Below are 19,363 nucleotides of genomic sequence, written 5' to 3'. Positions count from 1 at the left end.
ATGCCCTTCGACTTCAAGCCCAATGCCGCGGATCGTTCATCACCGCGTCATGTTCGGCGAACAGCTTCGGTAGCTCAGACTTGAGAAAGTCCACCCAGGTGCGGACCTTGGCATCGAGAAAGCGTCGCGAAGGATACAGCGCATACACATTGCGTTCGCGCAGACGCCATGCAGGTAACACACGCAGCAAAGTACCGTCGCTCAAGGGCCGCGTCGCGGTGTAGAACGGCAGCAGGCTGATGCCCATGCCCGCCTCCGAAGCCTTGACCATCGACTCGGCAACATTGCACTGAAAGGTCTTGGCCGGGCTGACGGCGTGCTCGCCGTCCTGGTCCTGGAAAAGCCATTGATCGCCGTACAGCGGGTCGAGCATGCGCAGGCATTGATGATCGCTCAGCGCCAGCGGCTGCTGCGGCACACCCCGGCGTCGCAGATAGGCCGGGGAGGCACAGGGCACGCTGTAGATCTGCCCGATGGCTTGCGCAACCATTTGCGAATCGGCAAGTTCCGGAGCGATCGAAATCACCACATCGTGCCCCTCCTCCAGCGGATCGGGATTGCGCTGCGACAAGGTCAGCTCGAACACTACATCGGGATAAAGCTCGCTGTAGCGGGCGATCAACGGCGTGAGCAGCACACCCAGGCCGTTCATGCTGTGCACCCGCAGGCGTCCGGCCGGATTGATATGAGCGCCACGGGCCTCGGCCGTCGCCTCATCCATGGCTTCGACGATTTGCCGGCTGCGCAGCAGGAAGCGCTCGCCGGCGTCGGTCAGGCTCAAGCGCCGCGTGGTGCGTTGCAGCAGACGCGCCTGTACATGTTCCTCCAGATCCGCCACCAATCGGGATACCTGCGCGGTCGACAGATCCAGCGCATCGGCTGCCCCGGTGAAACTGGCGCAGTCCACCACCCGGATGAACACGCGCAAGTTGTTAAGCACATCCATAAGCCCCCCTCGGGCGATGACTGTTACGTTTTATGTAAGGCTGCATCCGCCGTTCGCCCCTTTATCCGTCGGTGGCAAAGACTAAAATTCAGACATCAAAACCGACACGGAGCACGCCAACATGAAAACGTTGATCAGCCTGTTGCTGACCGTCATCGCCACCTCGGCCATGGCCGCTGACAACGAGCCCCTCACAGTCCTGTACAACCCGGCGCAGCCACTGGACATCGCCAGCGTGGTTTCTGTGTCGAACACCGCGACTGCGTGCGGGGTCGTACCGGCGACCATGGTGTATGTCGATCATCAGGGCCAGACCCACCGTGTGACCTACAACGTCATGGGTGATTGCACCAGCAACCTGTGATCACCGGGCTCACAGCAAGGTCCACGTGTAGCTGAGGATCAAGCGGTTCTCGTCGATATCACTGCGGTAGTTTGAACGCGCCATCGCATTGCGCACGCGAATGCCCAAACCTTTGAGGCTGCCGCTCTGCAACACATAGCCGAGGTCCAGGTCACGTTCGCGATCCTTGCCCTCATAGCCCTTGCCGGTATCGACATTGTTGCCGCTGATGTAGCGCACGGTACTGGTCAGCCCCGGTACGCCGAGCGCCGCGAAGTCGTAGTCGTAACGCGCCTGCCAGGAACGTTCATCGGTGAAGGCGAACTCATAGGTCGGCACTTCGTTGCCCAGCGGCGAGATGTTGGCAAATACCCGTGGAAATGCGCTGTCGCCGAACATGCCCTGATAGCCGACGTAAAACGTATGGCCGCCACGCTTGGCCGACAGCAACGAGAAGAACGCCTGGTTGTCGATATTGCCCAGCAGTTTTTTGCCGTCTTCGCGCGAATCGTAGTAACCGAGGCTGGCGCCGAGGATCCAGTCGCCCACTGGCTCACTGTGCTTTAAGCCCAGAAAACGCTGGTTGTAGATATCTTCCAGTTGCCCGTACCAGGCGCTGACCGAGCTGCGCTTGTCGTTGAAGACATAGTCAGCGCCGGCAAAATTGAAACCGTCACTGCTGACCTGACGCTGCGGCACGTGACCCAGCATCGCCTGCATCTTTTCGTCGCCAGCCTCGTTGCGCAGGCTGGTTGAACTCAAGTGACCACCCTGCAGCGTCAGGCCATTGATCTCGTTGGAGGTGATGCTTGCGCCCTGATAACTGGGTGGCAGCAGGCGAATATCGCTGAATGCCAATACCGGCAGGTTGGGTTGCAACTCACCGACTTTCAGCTCGGTTTTGGAGTAGCGCATCTTCAACGCGCCTTCCAGACGGCTGTAGTTGTCTGCCGCGCGGCCATCGTCCTGCACCGGCAACAAACCGGTATTGGTCCGGTCCGGAGCGCTGTCGAGCTTGAGACCGAGCAAGCCGATAACGTCCACCCCAAACCCGACGGTGCCCTGGGTGTATCCGGACTTCACGTTGAGGATGAAACCCTGGGCCCACTCTTCAGCCTTCGATTGCTGGTTGGCACCGACGATGTCGGAATAGTCGCGGCTGAAGTAGTAATTGCGCGCCTGCAACGTCGCGCTGGTGTCTTCGATAAAGCCGGTTTCAGCTGCCATCGCACCCGTGGAAAAACCCGAGACGACAGCCAGGGACAACGCAGAACCGGTTGTTGGGAGAATCTGTTTCATCGTTTTTCTCTTATTGTTATTGATCGACTGGTTGAAGGACTTCAGTTGCAGTGGATTTGCGAAGGGGAACGGGACGACGGGCGCTCAACAGCACATGAGTGACCATGCCGAAAATCAGCCCCCAGAACGCCGCGGACAAACCGAACAACGACATGCCCGAAGCCGTGACCAGAAAGGTCACCAACGCGGCTTCGCGATCGCTCGGTACCGCCATCGCGCCGGTCAACGCGCCGGCAATGGCAGCGAACAAGGCCAGCCCGGCCAGCGCCGCGATCAACTCTTTGGGGAACGCTGAAAACAGCGAGACCAGCGTGGCGCCGCAGATCCCCAGCAGCAGGTAGCACAAGCCGCCGACGACCCCGGCCACGTAGCGTTTGCGAGGGTCTTCGTGGGCTTCGCGACCGGTGCAGATCGCCGCGGTGATCGCCGCCAGATTCAGTCCGTGGCAACCAAACGGCGCCAGCAACGCCGTGCCCAGCGCGCTACTGGCGATGATCGGACTCGCCGGCGTCGGATATCCACTGGCGCGCAGCACCGCCATGCCGGGCACGAACTGACCGGTCAGCGCCACCATCACCAGCGGCAAGGCGATGTTCAGGATCGCGCCCAGGCTGAACTCGGGCGTGATCCACACCGGCGTGGCCAGGCCGATCACCAGCGCTTCACGGTGCAACTCACCGGTGAACGCGGCAATCGAACAGCCCATCAGCAGCACCATCATCACCGCATAACGCGGCATCACACGCTTGCAGATCAGGTAGCAGGCAAACATCGCCAGGACCAGCAACGGCTTGCGCTGCATCGACACGAACAAGCCAGTGCCGAAACTGAACAGGATCCCCGCCAGCATCGCCGCCGCGATGGCGGCGGGCAGTTTGCTGATGATCCGGTCGAAAGCGCCCGAGATGCCAACCACGAAAATGATCAGGCTGCTGACCAGATACGCCCCCACCGCCTCTGCCATGGAGATGTCCGGCAACAGCGTCACCAGCAACGCCGAGCCCGGCGCCGACCAGGCAATGATCACGGGAACGCGGTAGCGCAAGCTCAAACCGATACCGAGCACGGCACTGCCGATGGAGATCGCCCAGATCCAGGACGACAACACTTCCCGCGAAAGATGTGCCGCTTCTGCCGCCTGAAAGATGATCACCAACGGGCCGGCATAGGAAATCACCGTGGCAATGAATCCAGCCACGGCGGCTGACAACGAGAAGTCCTGGAAAAACGCTTTCATGATTCAGGCACCGGTCGCTGACAACGCTGGGTTGAGGTCGGCAGCGCTGCGTCGGCTGCTGATGGCGAACACGGTCATGGCCAGGGCCGCCACCGCACCGGGCAAGGCAAACGCCATGAAGTTCAGTTGCAGGGGCAAGCTGATCCCGAGCAAGGCACCCCCCAGCAGCGGACCGACGATGGCCCCGTTGCGCCCAATGCCCGACGCCCAGCCCAGACCGGTAGACCGAATCGTCATGGAGTAAAACTGCGCGGCACAGGCGTACAAAAGAATCTGCGAGCCAATGGTGGTGGCACCCGCAATGGCGATCAGCAAGTACAACACCGGCATCGGGCTGTTGAAGCCCAACAGCGTGATCGACACCGCCGCCATGGCGAAAAACACCGCCAGCACTCTCGGCAGATTGAGTTTGTCGCCCAGCACCCCGCCACCGACCGCGCCGAAGATCGCCCCGAAGTTCAACACCAGCAGGAACGACAGGCTCGAACCCAGGCTGTAACCGGCATTGGCCATCAGTTTCGGCAGCCAGGAACTCAGCGCGTACACCATCAACAGGCAGCAGAAAAACGCCAGCCACAGCATCAGCGTGCGCAGCGCACGGCCTTCACGGAACAACTGCAACACCGGGGTGCCCGTGCCTTTCACTTCGGCCATGTGCAATTGATCAGAGGTTTGCGCGACGTAGGCCGGATCGATGCGCTGAAGAATATTGCGCGCCTCTTCATTACGCCCCTGACGCAACATGAAGCCCACCGATTCGGGCAGGAAATACATGATCAGCGGCAACAACAGCAACGGCAGGACCGCCACGTAAAACACCGACTGCCAGCCGAAACTCGGGATCAGCACAATGCCCAGTCCGGCGGACAGCATGCCGCCCACCGAGTAACCGCTGAACATGATCGCGACCAGAGTGCTGCGGATTTTTTTCGGCGCGTACTCGTTCATCAGTGCCACGACGTTAGGCATCACGCCGCCAATGCCGAGCCCGGCAATGAAGCGACAGAGGCCAAACTCGGTGGGGTTTCGGGCGAAACCATTGAGCACGGTGAAGCCACTGAAGAGCATCACGCAGATCGTGATGGCTTTTTTGCGACCGATCCTGTCCGACAGCGGACCGAAGAACAGCGCACCGAACATCATGCCGAACAGTGCATAACTGCCCAGTGCGCCGGCTTGCAGAGGACTGAGCCCCCACTCTTTCATCAGCATCGGCAAGACCACGCCGTAGATCACCAGATCGTAACCGTCGAAGATGATGATCAGGGCGCACCAGAACAGCACCATCCAGTGAAAGCGGTTGAAACGAGCGTTGTCGATAACCTCATGTACGTCGATCTTGCGCATGGCATATATCTCTTGTTGTTGTTTTTTTAGAGCGTCGGTAACACGGCTTACGTCCGTACAGCCGAGGGTAGAGCCGCCCGATGCGTGGCAATATCCAGTGCGCGCAGATCACTATCCATTTTGTGCAGAACCCTGAAACGGGCATGTGAACGAGAGGCATTGACCCCCTCCGACAAATTGTCTTCTTTGCGATCACGTTTGAACGCTAAGCTTGGGCCTATGGATGACTCAGATTACTTACGCCTGCTGACCATCGCGGCCGAGCAAGCCAATGCGTTCCTGTCCAATGCCCGCAAGTGGGAGCGTGAGCGTTGGGTCTGCCAGCGCCTGCTGCAAGGCTTGAACATTCCCTATCGCGCCGATGAGTTCGCCCCCGCCGGGGAGCCGCCGGATGTGTTGTTTCGCGATGCCAGTTTCGAGGTGTTCTTCGTGCTCGACGAGGGCCGGCGCCTCAACGATGAATGGCGCGACGAACTGCAACGCCGACGCAGCGCGTTTTCCCTGAGCCAACTGGTGCGCCGCGAGGCCAAGCCACGACGTATCCCCGCCAACGAGTTCTTGCTGCGATTGGCGCCGACCTTGCGCAAAAAAGCGCACAACTACAAAGAGCGCGGCATGGATCTGGGTGAGCTGGACATCATTGCCTTCGCCAGCCTCAAACGCGAAGTACTGGACCTCAACAGCCATTTCCCGCCGCCGACCGAATACCTGCGCCAGGGCTGGCGCTCGCTGTCATTGGTTGGGCCGACATTCGCCCGCGTGCTGTTCGCTCACCCGGATGCGCCGGACTTCTTGCGCAGCAACCTGGGGCGCAGCATTGTGTTCGACGTCGGGATCAGTCTGTGAGCCCGCTGCAGGAGCTGATCGCCGAGGTGCCACAACAGGGTCGTGTACGCTGGATCGGCGTGCGCCCGCAATCACGTTCGGCGATGCTTGAACTCGATGCCGTGGAGGCGCGCCTGGAGGCCGGCCTGACCGGCGACCACGCCCGCCCCGGCGTGCGCAATGCGCGGCAGGTAACGCTGATTCAGTGGGAGCACCTGGCGGTGATCAGTTCACTGATGGGGCGAGCACAGGATCATCCGGTCCGGCCTGAAGATCTGCGGCGCAATCTCGTTATCAGTGACATCAATCTGTTCAGCCTCAAGGGCCGCCGCTTCCGGATCGGCCAGGCAACGTTCGAAACCACCGGCTGGTGCCAGCCCTGCGCGCGCCTGGAAAGCAACCTGGGCATCGGCACCTTTCAGGCCTTGCGCGGACATGGCGGAATCACTGCCCGGGTGTTACAAAGTGGCATCATTCGCCTGGACGACATCGTTAGCGTCGAACCCATTCCAGACAGCGGCTATGCTGCGTTCAACCCTGGGTAAAAACACTGTAGCTTCTACACATTCAGCAACGTCTACTCCTGACGAGGCCCGATATGACCAGCCGCCTGAACCCCGACGACCAAAAGCATGTCGAAGAGTACCTGCAGTTGTCCCAGCACCAAGTCGAGCGCCGGCCTTTCCGGCCGTGGATGCTCCTTGTACTGGTATTGGCAGTGACCATTGGTCTGGGCCTGTTGAGCCGACTTATCAGTTACTTGACGCTATGAGCTGCCTTGCGCTCGCTCGGGTAATTGCACCGATTTCTTTTAGCCTTGCGAGTTATCCTTATGTCCCATCGTATTGTCATTGTCGGCGGCGGCGCCGGCGGTCTGGAGTTGGCTACCCGTCTGGGTAAGACTCTGGGCAAGCGCGGTACGGCCAGCGTGATGCTGGTCGACGCGAACCTGACCCACATCTGGAAACCGTTGTTGCACGAAGTGGCGGCCGGTTCCCTGAACTCTTCCGAAGACGAACTCAACTATGTCGCCCAGGCCAAATGGAACCACTTCGAGTTCCAGCTGGGGCGCATGAGCGGGCTCGATCGCGCGAAGAAAAAAATCCAGCTGGCTGCCACTTATGACGAAGCCGGTCTGGAGCTGGTGCCGGCCCGCGAAGTGCCTTACGACTCGCTGGTGATCTCCGTCGGCAGCACCACCAACGATTTCGGCACCCAGGGCGCGGCGCAACACTGCCTGTTCCTCGACACCCGCAAACAGGCCGAGCGTTTCCACCAGCAACTGCTCAATCACTATTTGCGCGCGCACGCCGGTCAGACCGACACGATCGAGCAAATCAGCGTCGCCATCGTCGGCGCCGGTGCCACCGGGGTCGAACTGGCCGCCGAACTGCACAACGCCGCCCACGAATTGGCAGCCTATGGCCTGGACCGGATCAAGCCGGAAAACATGCACATCACCCTGATCGAAGCCGGTCCACGGGTGCTGCCGGCGTTGCCGGAGCGCATTGGCGGGCCTGTGCATAAAACCCTGGAGAAACTCGGGGTCAACGTCATGACCAATGCTGCTGTCAGCGAAGTGACGGCCGACAGCCTGATCACCGCCGACGGCAACGAAATCAAGGCCAGTCTGAAAGTCTGGGCCGCGGGGATTCGCGCACCGGGTTTCCTCAAGGACATCGATGGCCTGGAAACCAACCGCATCAATCAGCTGCAAGTGCTGCCGACCCTGCAAACCACCCGTGACGAAAACATCTTCGCGTTCGGTGATTGCGCCGCCTGCCCGCAACCGGGTAGCGACCGCAATGTGCCGCCACGCGCCCAGGCCGCTCACCAACAGGCTTCGCTGCTGGCCAAATCGTTGAAACTGCGCATCGAAGGCAAGGCGTTGCCGGAGTACAAGTACACCGACTACGGCTCGCTGATCTCGCTGTCGCGTTTTTCGGCTGTGGGTAACTTGATGGGCAACCTCACCGGCAGCGTGATGCTCGAAGGCTGGCTGGCGCGGATGTTCTACGTGTCGCTGTACCGCATGCACCAGATGGCGCTGTACGGGCCGTTCCGCACAGCGATGCTGATGCTCGGCAGCAAGATCGGACGTGGCACCGAGCCGCGCCTGAAGTTGCACTAAAACAACCCCTTGTGGGAGCGGGCTTGCTCGCGAAGAGGCCATGTCATTCAGCATTTATGTCGACTGACACACTGCCTTCGCGAGCAAGCCCGCTCCCACATTGGTTTTGCGGCGTTCTTGAGTTTCCTGCGGACAAAAAAAATCCCCGTATCTTTCGATACGAGGATTTTTAATATGGTCGGGGTAAGGGGATTCGAACTCCTGACATCCTGCTCCCAAAGCAGGCGCGCTACCGGACTGCGCTATACCCCGGTAAAAAAAAGGCACCTTCGGGAGGCGCCTTCTGCGAACAGAGCTTTTGGCGTCTGATCTTAAGATTCGATTCCAGTTTTTAACCTGGTTTCAAAAATGGTGGGTCGTGTGGGATTCGAACCTACGACCAATTGGTTAAAAGCCAACTGCTCTACCAACTGAGCTAACGACCCAAAAATGGTCGGGGTAAGGGGATTCGAACTCCTGACATCCTGCTCCCAAAGCAGGCGCGCTACCGGACTGCGCTATACCCCGGTTTGAAATTGGCTCCGTGACCAGGACTCGAACCTGGGACCCAATGATTAACAGTCATTTGCTCTACCGACTGAGCTATCACGGAACTACACATTTCAATTTACAACTTTGAAGCTTTACTGCGTTCTCTTCAACCCGTTCGCATCGCTGCGTTCGTGTGTCTGAGGCGCGCTATTCTACAATCTTCAGCACCTCTGTCAACCCCCTAAATTGCTTTCAAGTTAATGATTTGCAACTTATTTTGGATTCCTGCCTTGTGAGCCGAAACCCTGGTGGGTGACTTACTGCGGGGCGCACTTTACAAGCCTTTTCCTTTGAGTTCAACAGCCTAACGAAAAAAAGGCCTCACAATGCGAGGCCTTTTCAATTTTGTTGCCGATCTGGATCAGACGAAGACGATTTCGTCGTTTTCCACCACACCATGAGCCGTGTCGCCCGGCATGAATCGACCGGACAGTATCAACTGCGCCAGCGGGTTCTCGATCCAGCGCTGGATAGCGCGCTTGAGCGGCCGTGCGCCGTACACCGGGTCGTAACCGACCGCGATCAGCTTGTCCATGGCTTCAGGGCTGAGCTCAAGCTTCAGCTCCCGCTCGGTCAGGCGGCTGCGCAGGCGGCCCAGCTGGATCTCGGTAATGCCGGCGATCTGATCCCGCGCCAACGGCTCGAAGATCACCACTTCGTCGACCCGGTTGATGAACTCCGGCCGGAAGTGGCTGGAAATCGCATCCATCACCGCTGCACGCTGCGCCTCACGATCACCGACCAGTTCCTGGATCTGCACCGACCCCAGGTTGGAAGTCATGACAATCACGGTGTTCTTGAAATCCACCGTGCGGCCATGGCTGTCGGTCAGACGACCGTCTTCGAGCACTTGCAGCAAGATGTTGAACACATCCGGGTGCGCCTTCTCGACTTCGTCCATGAGGATCACCGAGTACGGCTTGCGACGTACGGCCTCGGTCAGGTAACCGCCCTCTTCATACCCCACATAGCCTGGTGGCGCACCGATCAAGCGAGCCACGGAATGTTTCTCCATGAACTCGGACATGTCGATCCGCACCATCGCCTCTTCGGTATCAAAGAGGAATTCGGCCAGGGCCTTGCACAGCTCGGTTTTACCGACACCGGTCGGGCCGAGGAACATGAACGAGCCGCTCGGGCGATTCGGGTCGGACAACCCGGCGCGAGAACGCCGCACCGCATTGGAAACCGCAACGACCGCTTCGTCCTGGCCGATCACACGCTGGTGCAACAGGCTTTCCATCTTCATCAGTTTTTCGCGCTCGCCTTCGAGCATTTTCGACACTGGAATACCGGTCCACTTCGAAACGACTTCGGCGATCTCTTCCTCAGTCACCTTGCTGCGCAGCAGCTGGTTTTCGGGTTTGCCATGCTGGTCGACCATTTGCAGGCTGCGCTCCAGGTCCGGGATCACGCCGTACTGCAACTCCGCCATGCGATTCAGATCGCCTTTGCGGCGGGCCGTTTCCAGCTCCTGACGGGACTGCTCGATTTTCTGCTGGATCTGCGCAGAACCCTGGACCTCAGCTTTTTCCGAGTTCCAGATTTCTTCGAGATCCGAGTACTCACGCTCTAGACGTGCGATTTCTTCCTGCAATTTTTCCAGACGCTTCTTCGCCGCGTCGTCGCTTTCTTTCTTCAGCGCCTGGGATTCCACCTTCAACTGAATCAGGCGACGCTCCAGACGATCCAGCACTTCCGGCTTGGAGTCGATCTCCATGCGGATGCGGCTGGCGGCTTCATCGATCAGGTCGATGGCCTTGTCCGGCAACTGCCGGTCAGTGATGTAGCGATGGCTGAGCTTGGCCGCGGCAATGATCGCGCCGTCGGTAATCGCCACCTTGTGGTGAACCTCATAACGTTCCTTGAGGCCACGCAGGATGGCGATGGTGTCTTCTTCGCTCGGCTCGTCCACCAGCACTTTCTGGAAACGTCGCTCGAGAGCGGCGTCCTTTTCAATGTATTGGCGGTACTCGTTGAGCGTGGTGGCGCCCACACAGTGCAGCTCACCGCGGGCCAGGGCCGGCTTGAGCATGTTGCCCGCATCCATCGAACCTTCGCCCTTGCCGGCGCCGACCATGGTGTGCAGTTCGTCGATGAACAGGATGATCTGCCCTTCCTGCTTCGACAGCTCATTGAGCAGGGATTTCAGGCGTTCTTCGAACTCACCGCGATACTTGGCACCGGCGATCAGCGCCCCCATGTCCAGGGACAACAAGCGCTTGCCCTTGAGGCCATCCGGCACTTCGCCATTGATGATGCGCTGGGCCAGGCCTTCGGCGATGGCGGTTTTACCCACGCCAGGCTCACCGATCAGCACCGGGTTGTTCTTGGTACGACGTTGCAGCACCTGGATGGTCCGGCGAATCTCATCGTCACGGCCGATCACCGGGTCGAGCTTGCCGTCTTCGGCGCGCTTGGTCAGGTCGACGGTGTATTTATCCAGGGCCTGACGGGACTCTTCGTGGTTGGCGTCGTTTACCGCTTCGCCGCCACGCAGGTTGTTGATCGCATTTTCCAGGGCTTTCTTGCTCACGCCTTGGCCGAGCAATAGCTTGCCGAGCTTGCTGTTCTCGTCCATGGCGGCGAGCAACACCAGCTCGCTGGAGATGAACTGGTCGCCCTTCTGCTGGGCCAGACGGTCGGCCTGGTTGAGCAGGCGCGCCAGATCCTGCGACATGTTCACGTCGCCGGTCGGGTTCTGGATTTTCGGTAGCTGGTCGAGCTCTTTGGTCAGCTCTTTACGCAGACTGTTGACGTCGAAGCCCACCTGCATCAACAGGGGCTTGATCGAGCCACCCTGCTGTTCGAGCAAGGCTTGCATCAAGTGCGCCGGCTCGATGGCCGGATGATCGAGGCCGACTGCCAGGGATTGGGCATCGGACAACGCTAACTGCAATTTGCTGGTTAAACGGTCTATACGCATGGGTCACCTTCCTTTTGAGCAGGCCGGACCTATAAAACATCCTGAATGAAGAAACCTGCCAGATACCACAATAGATGTGGTCGATTCTGAGAGTTTCAAGCGGCGGGACGTTGATGCAGGTCAGGCAAGTCTAGCGGTCGCGCCCTGCCTTACGAATACGTTCCTCTTTGGCGAGTGGCTGTTGTCGTCAGGCAAGGCGCCGCGACGAGTCATAGCCCGCTATGGCGAGGAGCGGCAACGCAGCATGACGGCAACAGACGCCGTCAAAGAGGAACAGTATTCGTGAGACAGGGCGCTACAGCCAGATCAGGGAGGCGAATCGGCCAGTGCGGGGCGCACGGCGGTAAGAAAAGAAGCGAGGATCGGTCACGGTGCAGAAACCGCCACCATAGACAGCCGTTACACCGCGAGCCGCCAGACGCAAACGCGCCAGCATATAGATGTCAGCCATGAACTTGCCGGGGTTTTGACTTGGCACGAAGGCTTCTGCGGCTTGAGGCAGTTGCTGCACGAAGGTTTCGCGCACTTCCGGGCCGACTTCAAAGGCTTGTGGGCCAATGGCCGGACCGAGCCACACCAATACCTCGGCAGGCGGTACCGCCAGACTGTCGAGCGTAGCTTCCAGCACACCCGCCGCCAACCCGCGCCAACCGGCATGAGCTGCCGCGACGCGAGTACCGGCACGGTCGCAAAACAGCGCAGGCAGGCAATCGGCGGTCATCGCCGCGCAGGCGACGCCCGGCGTTGATGTCCAACTGGCATCGGCAGTGTCCACCCGGCCTGGATCGGCATGGGCCACGACAATCCCGTGGACCTGCTGCAGCCAGGCCGGTTGAATGGAGAAATGATCGGTCAGACGACGGCGATTCTCGGCAACAGCTTCAGGGCTGTCGTCGACGTGATCGCCGAGATTGAGGCTGTCGAACGGCGCCAGACTGACGCCGCCCGCTCGGGTGGTCACACAGGCTTTGACCCCGGCCGGCGCGGGCCAGTCAGGAATCAGCCAGTCACTCATCCGATGAACGCCTCACGGTCTTGCTTGAGCAGGGTCAGCAACCAGACGAAATCTTCCGGCAATGGCGATTCCCAGCTCATGCGCTGACCGGTGGTCGGATGATCCAGTTCCAGGAAACGCGCATGCAGCGCCTGACGCGGAAAGTTTTTCAGCGACTCGACCATGGTTGGGTTGGCGGCCGGCGGAATACGGAAACGACCGCCATAGGCAGGATCTCCGACCAACGGATAGTTGATGTGCGCCATGTGCACGCGAATCTGGTGCGTACGACCGGTTTCCAGCTTCACTCGCACATGGGTGTGGGAGCGGAAGCGTTCGAGCACGCGGTAATGGCTGACGGCTTGCTTGCCACCCTCCATCACGGCCATGCGCTGGCGTTGCTGGCCGTGACGACCGATCGGTGCGTTGATCTTGCCACCGGCTGTCACCACACCGATCACGATGCACTCGTAGATCCGGCTGACGCTGCGGCTCTGCAACTGTGTAACCAGCTGCGTCTGCGCTTGAATGGTCTTGGCCACCACCATCAGACCGGTGGTGTCCTTGTCCAGGCGATGCACGATACCGGCGCGGGGCACATTGATGATGTCCGGCACGTGGTGCAGCAAGGCGTTGAGCAAGGTGCCGTCGGCATGACCGGCAGCCGGGTGCACCACCAGGCCCGCAGGCTTGTTGATCACCAGGATGTCGTCGTCTTCATAGACGATATCCAGGGCTATGTCTTGAGCGACCCATTCGCCCTGAGCTTCCTGCTCGGCAGTCAGCTCAAGGATGGCGCCGCCGTGGACGATGTCTCGCGGGCGGATAACCGCCCCATCCACAGTCAGGCGGCCGTCTTTGATCCAGGCGGAAAGGCGCGAGCGCGAGTGCTCAGCGAATAATTGTGCGGCGACTTGATCGAGGCGTTGGCCGCCCAATTCGGACGGCACCTCTGCGCGAAGTTCAATTTTATCGGACATGCTCAGACTAGGCGTCGGCACAGCCTTTGGTTTCGGCTGCGCGCTTGTGGTTAAATACGGCGTCTTTTGCCCCGAGGCTATTCAACGGGGCACTCATCATAACAGGACGGCCACGCCCAAGACAGCGGCCGTCATAGGGACGCAAGCCGCCATGCAAGTGAAACACCTGCTGCTGATCGCCATCCTCGCATTGACCGCTGCTTGCTCATCGAAGGAAGTCGTAGACGAAAACCTCAGTGAAGTCGAGCTGTACCAACAGGCTCAAAATGACCTGGACAACAGTAGCTACACCAGTGCCATCGCCAAGCTGAAGGCTCTGGAATCGCGTTATCCGTTCGGTCGCTATGCCGATCAGGCGCAACTCGAACTCATCTACGCCAACTACAAGAACACCGAGCCAGAAGCGGCCAAGTCCGCTGCGGAACGCTTCATTCGTCTGCACCCACAGCATCCGAACGTCGATTATGCCTACTACCTCAAAGGCCTGACTTCTTTCGACCAGGACGTCGGCCTGCTGGCGCGTTTCCTGCCGCTGGACATGACCAAGCGTGACCCGGGCGCCGCCCGCGACTCCTATAACGAGTTCGCCCAGCTGACCAGCCGCTTCCCGAACAGCCGTTACGCACCGGATGCCAAGCAGCGCATGATCTATCTGCGCAACCTGCTGGCGGCCTACGAAATTCACGTGGCCGACTACTACCTGACCCGTCAGGCCTATGTCGCCGCCGCGAACCGCGGTCGTTACGTGGTGGAAAACTTCCAGGAAACCCCTTCGGTCGGCGACGGCCTGGCGGTGATGACCGAGGCCTACCAGCGCCTGCACCTGGACGAACTGGCTGCCACCAGCCTGGAAACCCTGAAGCTCAACTACCCGAACCACCCGACGCTGGTGGACGGCCAGTTCGTACCGACCGTCGCCGAAGCGGACAACCGTTCGTGGCTGAGCAAGGCGACCCTGGGCCTGATCGAGTCCCGTCCACCGCTGCCACCGGGCGAAACCCGCGCCAACCAGGACGTACAGAGGCAGTTCCAGGACGCCAAGGACGCCATCCCGAGCGAGCTCAAGCCTAAAGACGACAATGGCGACGCGATCGAAGAAGAAAATCACGAAGCGGAAGGCAACAACAGTGACCGCTCGTGGTTCAGCTACATGACCTTCGGCGTGTTCGACTGACACCCCGGGTTGTGCAAAAAGGGAGACTTTCGAGTCTCCCTTTTTTATTTCAGCGCTTTATTACACTGTGCGCCTGTCAGGTCCTTGGCTAAACTGCCGCTTCATCAATCAAAAAGCTGCTCACCATGCTTCGTTTATTGTTCTGGATTGCCCTGATTGCCGCTGCAGTGTGGTTCTGGCGCAAGTTCAAGGGTCAGGCTTCCACCCCCAGGCCCCCTGCCGAGCGGGACGCGGCGCCCATGGTCCGTTGCGCCCATTGTGGCGTCCACCTGCCCCGCGACCGCGCGCTGAGCCTCGACCAACGATGGTATTGCAGCCAGGCTCACCTCGAGCAAGACAAGGATTCCAGCGGCCGCTGACACGTCACCCGAAATAGCGGCCGATTAAGGACTATCGCGCGCACCCAAGGAACTGAAAGGCGCAGATCGACGTCTGACACAGATTATTCAAGACCTCTCTCTGCGAATGAACCGGGTAATCGAAAACGTCCTGCACCTGCAGCGCCGCGAGCAAATGTCGCCGCTACGGCTCGAGCTGAAATCACTGGAAATACTCGAAAATAAAGCCCCAGCCCGCCATATCAGGGGCCTGGGGCTTTATCTGTCCGGCCAGCCGGGCGAAAGCATTCCGTCCCGCCTAAACTTCAAGGCACGCCAGGAAAGCGGCTGCTTTTGCATGACCTTTGCTCACGGACGGAACCTACGTTGAACACCAAACCACGACAAAAAGTCTTGATTGTCGATGACGAACCGGACATTCGCGAACTCCTGGAAATCACCCTGGGAAGGATGAAGCTGGAGACGTTCAACGCCCGCAACGTCGGCGAAGCGCAATCCCTGCTCAAACGCGAAACCTTCGATCTATGCCTGACCGACATGCAGTTGCCGGACGGTACCGGCCTGGAGCTGGTGCAGCACATCCAGCAACGCCACCCCCGGGTCCAGGTGGCGATGATCACCGCCTATGACAGTCTCGAAAACGCGATCAATGTGCTCAAGGCCGGGGCATTCGACTTCCTGACCAAACCGGTGGACCTTACGCGTCTGCGTGAGCTGGTCACCAGCGCCCTGCTGGTTCCTGCCCGCGGGGTCGGCATCGATCGTCGCTTGCTGGGCGACTCATTGCCCATGCGCAACCTGCGCGAACACATCACCAAACTGGCCGGCAGCCATGCGACGGTATACATCAGCGGAGAGTCCGGCAGCGGCAAGGAGTTGGTCGCGCGCCTGATCCACGATCAAAGCCCTCGCGCCAATCAGCCGTTCATTGCGATCAACTGCGCGGCGATTCCCTCGGAACTGTTGGAGAGCGAGTTTTTCGGCCATCGCAAAGGCAGCTTCAGCGGCGCCATCGAAGACAAGCCCGGCCTGTTCCAGACAGCCCACGGCGGCACCCTGCTCCTCGATGAAGTCGCCGACCTGCCGCTGTCCATGCAAGTCAAATTGCTGCGCGCGATTCAGGAGAAATCCGTACGCTGCGTCGGCGGGCAGCAGGAAGTGGCGGTGGATGTGCGCATTCTCTGCGCCACGCACAAGGACCTTGGCGCCGAAGTCGCCGCCGGACGATTTCGTCATGATCTTTACTACCGTTTGAACGTGATCGAACTCCGGGTGCCGCCCTTGCGCGAGCGCCGTGATGACATCGAAATGCTAGCCAGCCACATTCTCAAGCGCCTGGCCGCCGATACCGGTCAACCTGCGGCGAGACTCCACCCCCAAGCCCTCGATGCGCTGAAGAGCTATCGCTTCCCGGGCAATGTGCGGGAACTGGAAAACATGCTCGAACGGGCGCACACCTTGTGTGAGAACAAACAGATCGAAGCCGGCGACCTGCGCCTGGCTGAAGGCAACTGTGGGGCTGAGGGTGGCGTGCCGGACCTGACCCGGATCGACAATCTGGAAGCCTACCTGGAAAACATCGAACGCCAACTACTGCTCCAGGCCCTGGAGGAAACCCGCTGGAACCGCACGGCGGCGGCTCAACGGTTGAACCTGTCATTCAGGTCGATGCGCTATAGGCTCAAGAAGTTTGGATTGGATTGAGGCCCTTATCGCGAGCAAGCCGCTCCCACAGGGTCATTGGTGAACACAACAACTGCGAACACCTCAGAACCATTGCAGAAGCGAACTTGCTCGCGATAGCGACCGGGTAAACGACTGCGATCCAGCAGTCAAAGCCGCCCGGCAGGCGCATAAGGCGCCGGATCGATAATCGGCGCACGGCCCAGCATTACATCGGCAAACAGCTGGCACGACGCTGGCGCCAGCACCAGCCCGTTTCGGTAATGCCCGCAGTTGAGCCAGAGCCCATCAAAACCCGGCACCGGACCGATGTAGGGAATGCCCTCGGGTGATCCCGGGCGCAATCCGGCCCAATGCCCCACCACTTCGGCATCGGCCAGCGCCGGGATCAATTCCACCGCGGATGCCTTCAGGCTTTCCAGTGCCGACCCGGTCGGCGTCTTGTCAAAGCCTTCATGCTCCAGCGTACTGCCGATCAGTATGTGCCCGTCGCGCCGGGGAATCGCATAACGGCCCTTGGCCAGGACCATGCTCGGCAGGAAATCCGCCGCACACTTGTAGAGAATCATCTGCCCTTTCACCGGCTCGACCGGCAGCGTCAGATCAAGAAGCTTGAGCAAATCACCGCTCCAGGCCCCCGCCGTCAGGACGACTTGATCGCCCGGAACAGTACCTGTGGAGGTCTGCACGCCGACCACTTTATTGCCCTCACGAACAAACCCGCTGACTTCGCACTGCTCATGGATCGTCACGTTCGGCAACGCCAGCAATGCAGCCTTGAGTGACTTCACCAGACGCGGATTACGCACATTGGCGACGTCGGCCATGTAGATCGCCCGGGAAAAACCGCTGCCCAGCACCGGCACGGCGTCGTGTGCTGCCGAAATATCCACCGCGCTAAGCGGGCGATTTTCCCGGACAGCCCAAGCCAGCGCTTCAGCCTCGTCATCCAGATCCAGCCAGTACAGACCGGTGGTGTGCACTTCAGGATCAACGCCAGTGGCGGCAAACAAGCGCTCGCCCAGCTGTGGATAAAAGTCCTGGGACCAGTGAGCCAACGCGGTGACCGCCGGGCTGTATCGCCACGGGTAAAGCGGCGACACGATGCCGCCGCCGGCCCAGGACGATTCCTGGCCGACGCTCGAGCGATCCAGCAGCACAACGCTTTGCACTTCGGAGGCGAGATTGAAGGCCGTCAGCAAACCAATCACCCCACCGCCGACAATCACCACTTGCTGTTGCCTGGTCATGTTCTGATCCAATCGTTAAATAGACAGAGGGTACAAAAGGCACCCGAAATAGAAACTCAGCGCCCCCAGCAGTCTTTGCTGGTCAGGCCGGATTTCGCGTTGACCATACCGAGCACACCGGTGTTGGTGATGGTCAGATCACCGCACTTGTCAGTGGCCATGCTCGAGTCAGCCTTGCGCACCGCCGTCAGCAGAAAAGTCTGGTCGGTCAGGGTCGGTGTGATGCTGTAGTAATCATTGCCGGCACTGAGGCCCGTCGCATCGGTGTAGGCATTTTTCTGCGAGTAGAAGCGCTCCAGGAGCTGCGCCTGCTCCGAGAGCAGACCGGCTACTTCTGCGCGACGGCCCTTGTTCAGGTATTCGGTGAAACTCGGGGCAGCAATGGTCATGACAATACCGATGATCGCAATCACGATCATGATTTCGATCAGGGTAAAACCGCGGTTGGAACTACGCATGCCTCAATTCTCACTCACTGTATTTGTCGCCACATGATGCGACGGCTGCCGCCGGATTTTTCCATCCCCGCAGTACCGTCGCCAGTGGAATCGTTCACGGCCCCGCCATTGTCGCTGGCGTCCTGGGTCGAATGTTCCCCGATAAAGATCACGCCATCGGATAGCGTGTCGCTGTTGTCGACCACTCCATCGGCGTTGCTGTCGAGCATCTTAACGCTGATCGCAGCGGGCAGCTTCAGGCAGACGGCCTTCAACCCCTGATTGCCATGGTAAAAACCGTACCAGTTGCCATTGGCCAGACAGGTGGGCCGGTTCAGCGCTGGCGAATCCGCTGATATGGCAGCGTGCGCCGACACCGACAGGTTAAGCGCGACGACGGCACCAAACAATTGTGGCCATAACCTGACAGCTCGCTCAGTACTTCGCATAGATGCTCTCCACCACACTGCGCGAATGCCCCGCGATGCCGACTGCCGTTACCCGATACAACATCGCCGGGGTATTGATTGGCACATTCACCGCATCTTGGCTGTCACCAATATTTTGCACACCATAAAAGCCGTTGCCCGATGCAATCCAGGTCACTGCGGAAGTGGAGTTGAAACCGGCAGCGGTAATTGTCGAGGACTCGGACGGCGGTGCACATTGAACGGTGCCGCTACAAACAGGTAGCGCATAACTGTCCCGTTGCACTGTACTCTCGCCCACCCGCAATGCGGCTTCGGCACGCTGAAACGACTGGTTGCGCAAGGCGACGCTACCGGCCATTTTTTCCTGCAGGGTGGCGCTTTGCATCGATGAAAGGCCAATCAACGTCAGCAAGAGCAAGAACACCAGGCTGACCAATAGGGCCATGCCGCGCTGGGTGTAACACGTCATGGGAGACCGATTCATTGGCACC

The 19,363-nt window shown here is 59.7% G+C and carries 19 protein-coding genes, 4 tRNA genes and 1 pseudogene; 9 read left to right on the top strand and 15 right to left on the bottom strand.

Going from position 1 to position 19,363, the window contains the following annotated elements; translation table 11 throughout:
- Positions 1–13 precede the first annotated feature (13 nt).
- Positions 14–946, bottom strand: coding sequence for a LysR family transcriptional regulator (locus tag KGB20_RS06750; protein WP_057713260.1), 933 nt, complete (start codon positions 944–946; stop codon positions 14–16).
- Between the two features lie 121 nt (positions 947–1,067).
- Here KGB20_RS06750 and KGB20_RS06745 point away from each other — a divergent pair, with 121 nt between their 5' ends.
- On the top strand, positions 1,068–1,310 hold the full coding sequence (locus KGB20_RS06745) for a DUF2790 domain-containing protein (RefSeq protein ID WP_150813471.1): 243 nt from the start codon (positions 1,068–1,070) through the stop codon (positions 1,308–1,310).
- Between the two features lie 9 nt (positions 1,311–1,319).
- Here the strand turns inward: KGB20_RS06745 and KGB20_RS06740 are convergent, their stop codons facing one another.
- From KGB20_RS06740 to KGB20_RS06730, 3 genes are read right to left on the bottom strand one after another with little or no spacing between them, the layout of a single operon-like run.
- The gene (locus KGB20_RS06740) at positions 1,320–2,588 is read right to left on the bottom strand and encodes an OprD family porin (RefSeq protein WP_154910681.1); all 1,269 of its coding nucleotides are present in this window, start codon (positions 2,586–2,588) and stop codon (positions 1,320–1,322) included.
- Positions 2,589–2,604: 16 nt separating this feature from the next.
- Positions 2,605–3,825: a benzoate/H(+) symporter BenE family transporter gene (locus KGB20_RS06735; protein WP_154910680.1), complete on the bottom strand. Its 1,221-nt coding sequence runs from the start codon at positions 3,823–3,825 to the stop codon at positions 2,605–2,607.
- A 3-nt stretch (positions 3,826–3,828) separates the two neighbouring features.
- A complete protein-coding gene (locus KGB20_RS06730; RefSeq protein ID WP_150813474.1) occupies positions 3,829–5,172 on the bottom strand; it encodes an aromatic acid/H+ symport family MFS transporter in 1,344 nt (447 codons plus the stop codon).
- Positions 5,173–5,391: 219 nt separating this feature from the next.
- Between KGB20_RS06730 and KGB20_RS06725 the strand changes: the two genes are divergently transcribed.
- Genes KGB20_RS06725 through KGB20_RS06710 form a run of 4 tightly spaced genes read left to right on the top strand, consistent with a single transcriptional unit; the run spans position 5,392 to position 8,128 of the window.
- On the top strand, positions 5,392–6,018 hold the full coding sequence (locus tag KGB20_RS06725) for a DUF1780 domain-containing protein (protein ID WP_007970534.1): 627 nt from the start codon (positions 5,392–5,394) through the stop codon (positions 6,016–6,018).
- A complete protein-coding gene (locus tag KGB20_RS06720; protein ID WP_154910679.1) occupies positions 6,015–6,542 on the top strand; it encodes an MOSC domain-containing protein in 528 nt (175 codons plus the stop codon). The genes KGB20_RS06725 and KGB20_RS06720 overlap by 4 nt, the downstream gene beginning before the upstream one ends.
- 53 nt (positions 6,543–6,595) lie before the next feature.
- Entirely contained in the window at positions 6,596–6,769 is a 174-nt protein-coding gene (locus tag KGB20_RS06715; RefSeq protein ID WP_007970531.1) for a DUF3094 domain-containing protein, read from the top strand.
- 60 nt (positions 6,770–6,829) lie between these two features.
- Positions 6,830–8,128 (top strand): NAD(P)/FAD-dependent oxidoreductase, encoded by a 1,299-nt coding sequence (locus KGB20_RS06710; protein ID WP_090451465.1) that lies wholly within the window; start codon positions 6,830–6,832, stop codon positions 8,126–8,128.
- Between the two features lie 175 nt (positions 8,129–8,303).
- On the opposite strand, the gene KGB20_RS06705 is transcribed toward KGB20_RS06710, so the two are convergent.
- The 7 genes from KGB20_RS06705 to rluD form a co-directional block, all read right to left on the bottom strand.
- Positions 8,304–8,380, bottom strand: a tRNA-Pro gene (locus KGB20_RS06705).
- A gap of 97 nt (positions 8,381–8,477) precedes the next feature.
- Positions 8,478–8,553, bottom strand: a tRNA-Lys gene (locus tag KGB20_RS06700).
- 5 nt (positions 8,554–8,558) lie between these two features.
- A tRNA-Pro gene (locus tag KGB20_RS06695) sits at positions 8,559–8,635 on the bottom strand.
- A gap of 9 nt (positions 8,636–8,644) precedes the next feature.
- A tRNA-Asn gene (locus tag KGB20_RS06690) sits at positions 8,645–8,720 on the bottom strand.
- Positions 8,721–9,020: 300 nt separating this feature from the next.
- Complete coding sequence (gene clpB / locus KGB20_RS06685) at positions 9,021–11,585, bottom strand: ATP-dependent chaperone ClpB (RefSeq protein ID WP_057713253.1); 2,565 nt, start codon at positions 11,583–11,585, stop codon at positions 9,021–9,023.
- 295 nt (positions 11,586–11,880) lie between these two features.
- A complete protein-coding gene (gene pgeF, locus KGB20_RS06680) occupies positions 11,881–12,600 on the bottom strand; it encodes a peptidoglycan editing factor PgeF (protein WP_150813477.1) in 720 nt (239 codons plus the stop codon).
- Positions 12,597–13,559, bottom strand: coding sequence for a 23S rRNA pseudouridine(1911/1915/1917) synthase RluD (gene rluD, locus KGB20_RS06675; protein ID WP_008052092.1), 963 nt, complete (start codon positions 13,557–13,559; stop codon positions 12,597–12,599). Before rluD ends, pgeF begins: the two co-directional genes overlap by 4 nt.
- 151 nt (positions 13,560–13,710) lie before the next feature.
- Between rluD and KGB20_RS06670 the strand changes: the two genes are divergently transcribed.
- The 4 genes and pseudogenes from KGB20_RS06670 to KGB20_RS06655 all read left to right on the top strand — a co-directional run bounded on the left by KGB20_RS06670 (position 13,711) and on the right by KGB20_RS06655 (position 16,775).
- The gene (locus tag KGB20_RS06670; RefSeq protein WP_057713251.1) at positions 13,711–14,733 is read left to right on the top strand and encodes an outer membrane protein assembly factor BamD; all 1,023 of its coding nucleotides are present in this window, start codon (positions 13,711–13,713) and stop codon (positions 14,731–14,733) included.
- Positions 14,734–14,858: 125 nt separating this feature from the next.
- Positions 14,859–15,092 carry a PP0621 family protein gene (locus tag KGB20_RS06665; RefSeq protein ID WP_057713250.1) on the top strand — a complete coding sequence of 78 codons (234 nt, stop codon included), beginning with the start codon at positions 14,859–14,861 and terminating at the stop codon, positions 15,090–15,092.
- 31 nt (positions 15,093–15,123) lie between these two features.
- Positions 15,124–15,441: pseudogene (locus tag KGB20_RS06660) on the top strand (hypothetical protein); the annotation flags it as partial.
- A complete protein-coding gene (locus tag KGB20_RS06655; RefSeq protein ID WP_150813480.1) occupies positions 15,438–16,775 on the top strand; it encodes a sigma-54-dependent transcriptional regulator in 1,338 nt (445 codons plus the stop codon). The pseudogene KGB20_RS06660 and the gene KGB20_RS06655, both read left to right, overlap by 4 nt.
- A gap of 128 nt (positions 16,776–16,903) precedes the next feature.
- Here the strand turns inward: KGB20_RS06655 and thiO are convergent, their stop codons facing one another.
- From thiO to KGB20_RS06635, 4 genes are read right to left on the bottom strand one after another with little or no spacing between them, the layout of a single operon-like run.
- Complete coding sequence (gene thiO / locus KGB20_RS06650; RefSeq protein ID WP_090451471.1) at positions 16,904–18,004, bottom strand: glycine oxidase ThiO; 1,101 nt, start codon at positions 18,002–18,004, stop codon at positions 16,904–16,906.
- Between the two features lie 56 nt (positions 18,005–18,060).
- On the bottom strand, positions 18,061–18,462 hold the full coding sequence (locus KGB20_RS06645; protein WP_150813481.1) for a type IV pilin protein: 402 nt from the start codon (positions 18,460–18,462) through the stop codon (positions 18,061–18,063).
- 14 nt (positions 18,463–18,476) lie between these two features.
- A complete protein-coding gene (locus KGB20_RS06640) occupies positions 18,477–18,851 on the bottom strand; it encodes a hypothetical protein (RefSeq protein ID WP_223509038.1) in 375 nt (124 codons plus the stop codon).
- A gap of 25 nt (positions 18,852–18,876) precedes the next feature.
- The gene (locus KGB20_RS06635; protein WP_154910676.1) at positions 18,877–19,356 is read right to left on the bottom strand and encodes a PilX N-terminal domain-containing pilus assembly protein; all 480 of its coding nucleotides are present in this window, start codon (positions 19,354–19,356) and stop codon (positions 18,877–18,879) included.
- Between the last annotated feature and the right edge of the window lie 7 nt (positions 19,357–19,363).

It is taken from the genome of Pseudomonas sp. BF-R-30 (assembly GCF_019956175.1).
Lineage (GTDB): Bacteria > Pseudomonadota > Gammaproteobacteria > Pseudomonadales > Pseudomonadaceae > Aquipseudomonas > Aquipseudomonas jessenii.
Note: the sequence above shows the minus strand (reverse complement) of the source record. Positions and strands in the feature narration are given on the sequence as shown.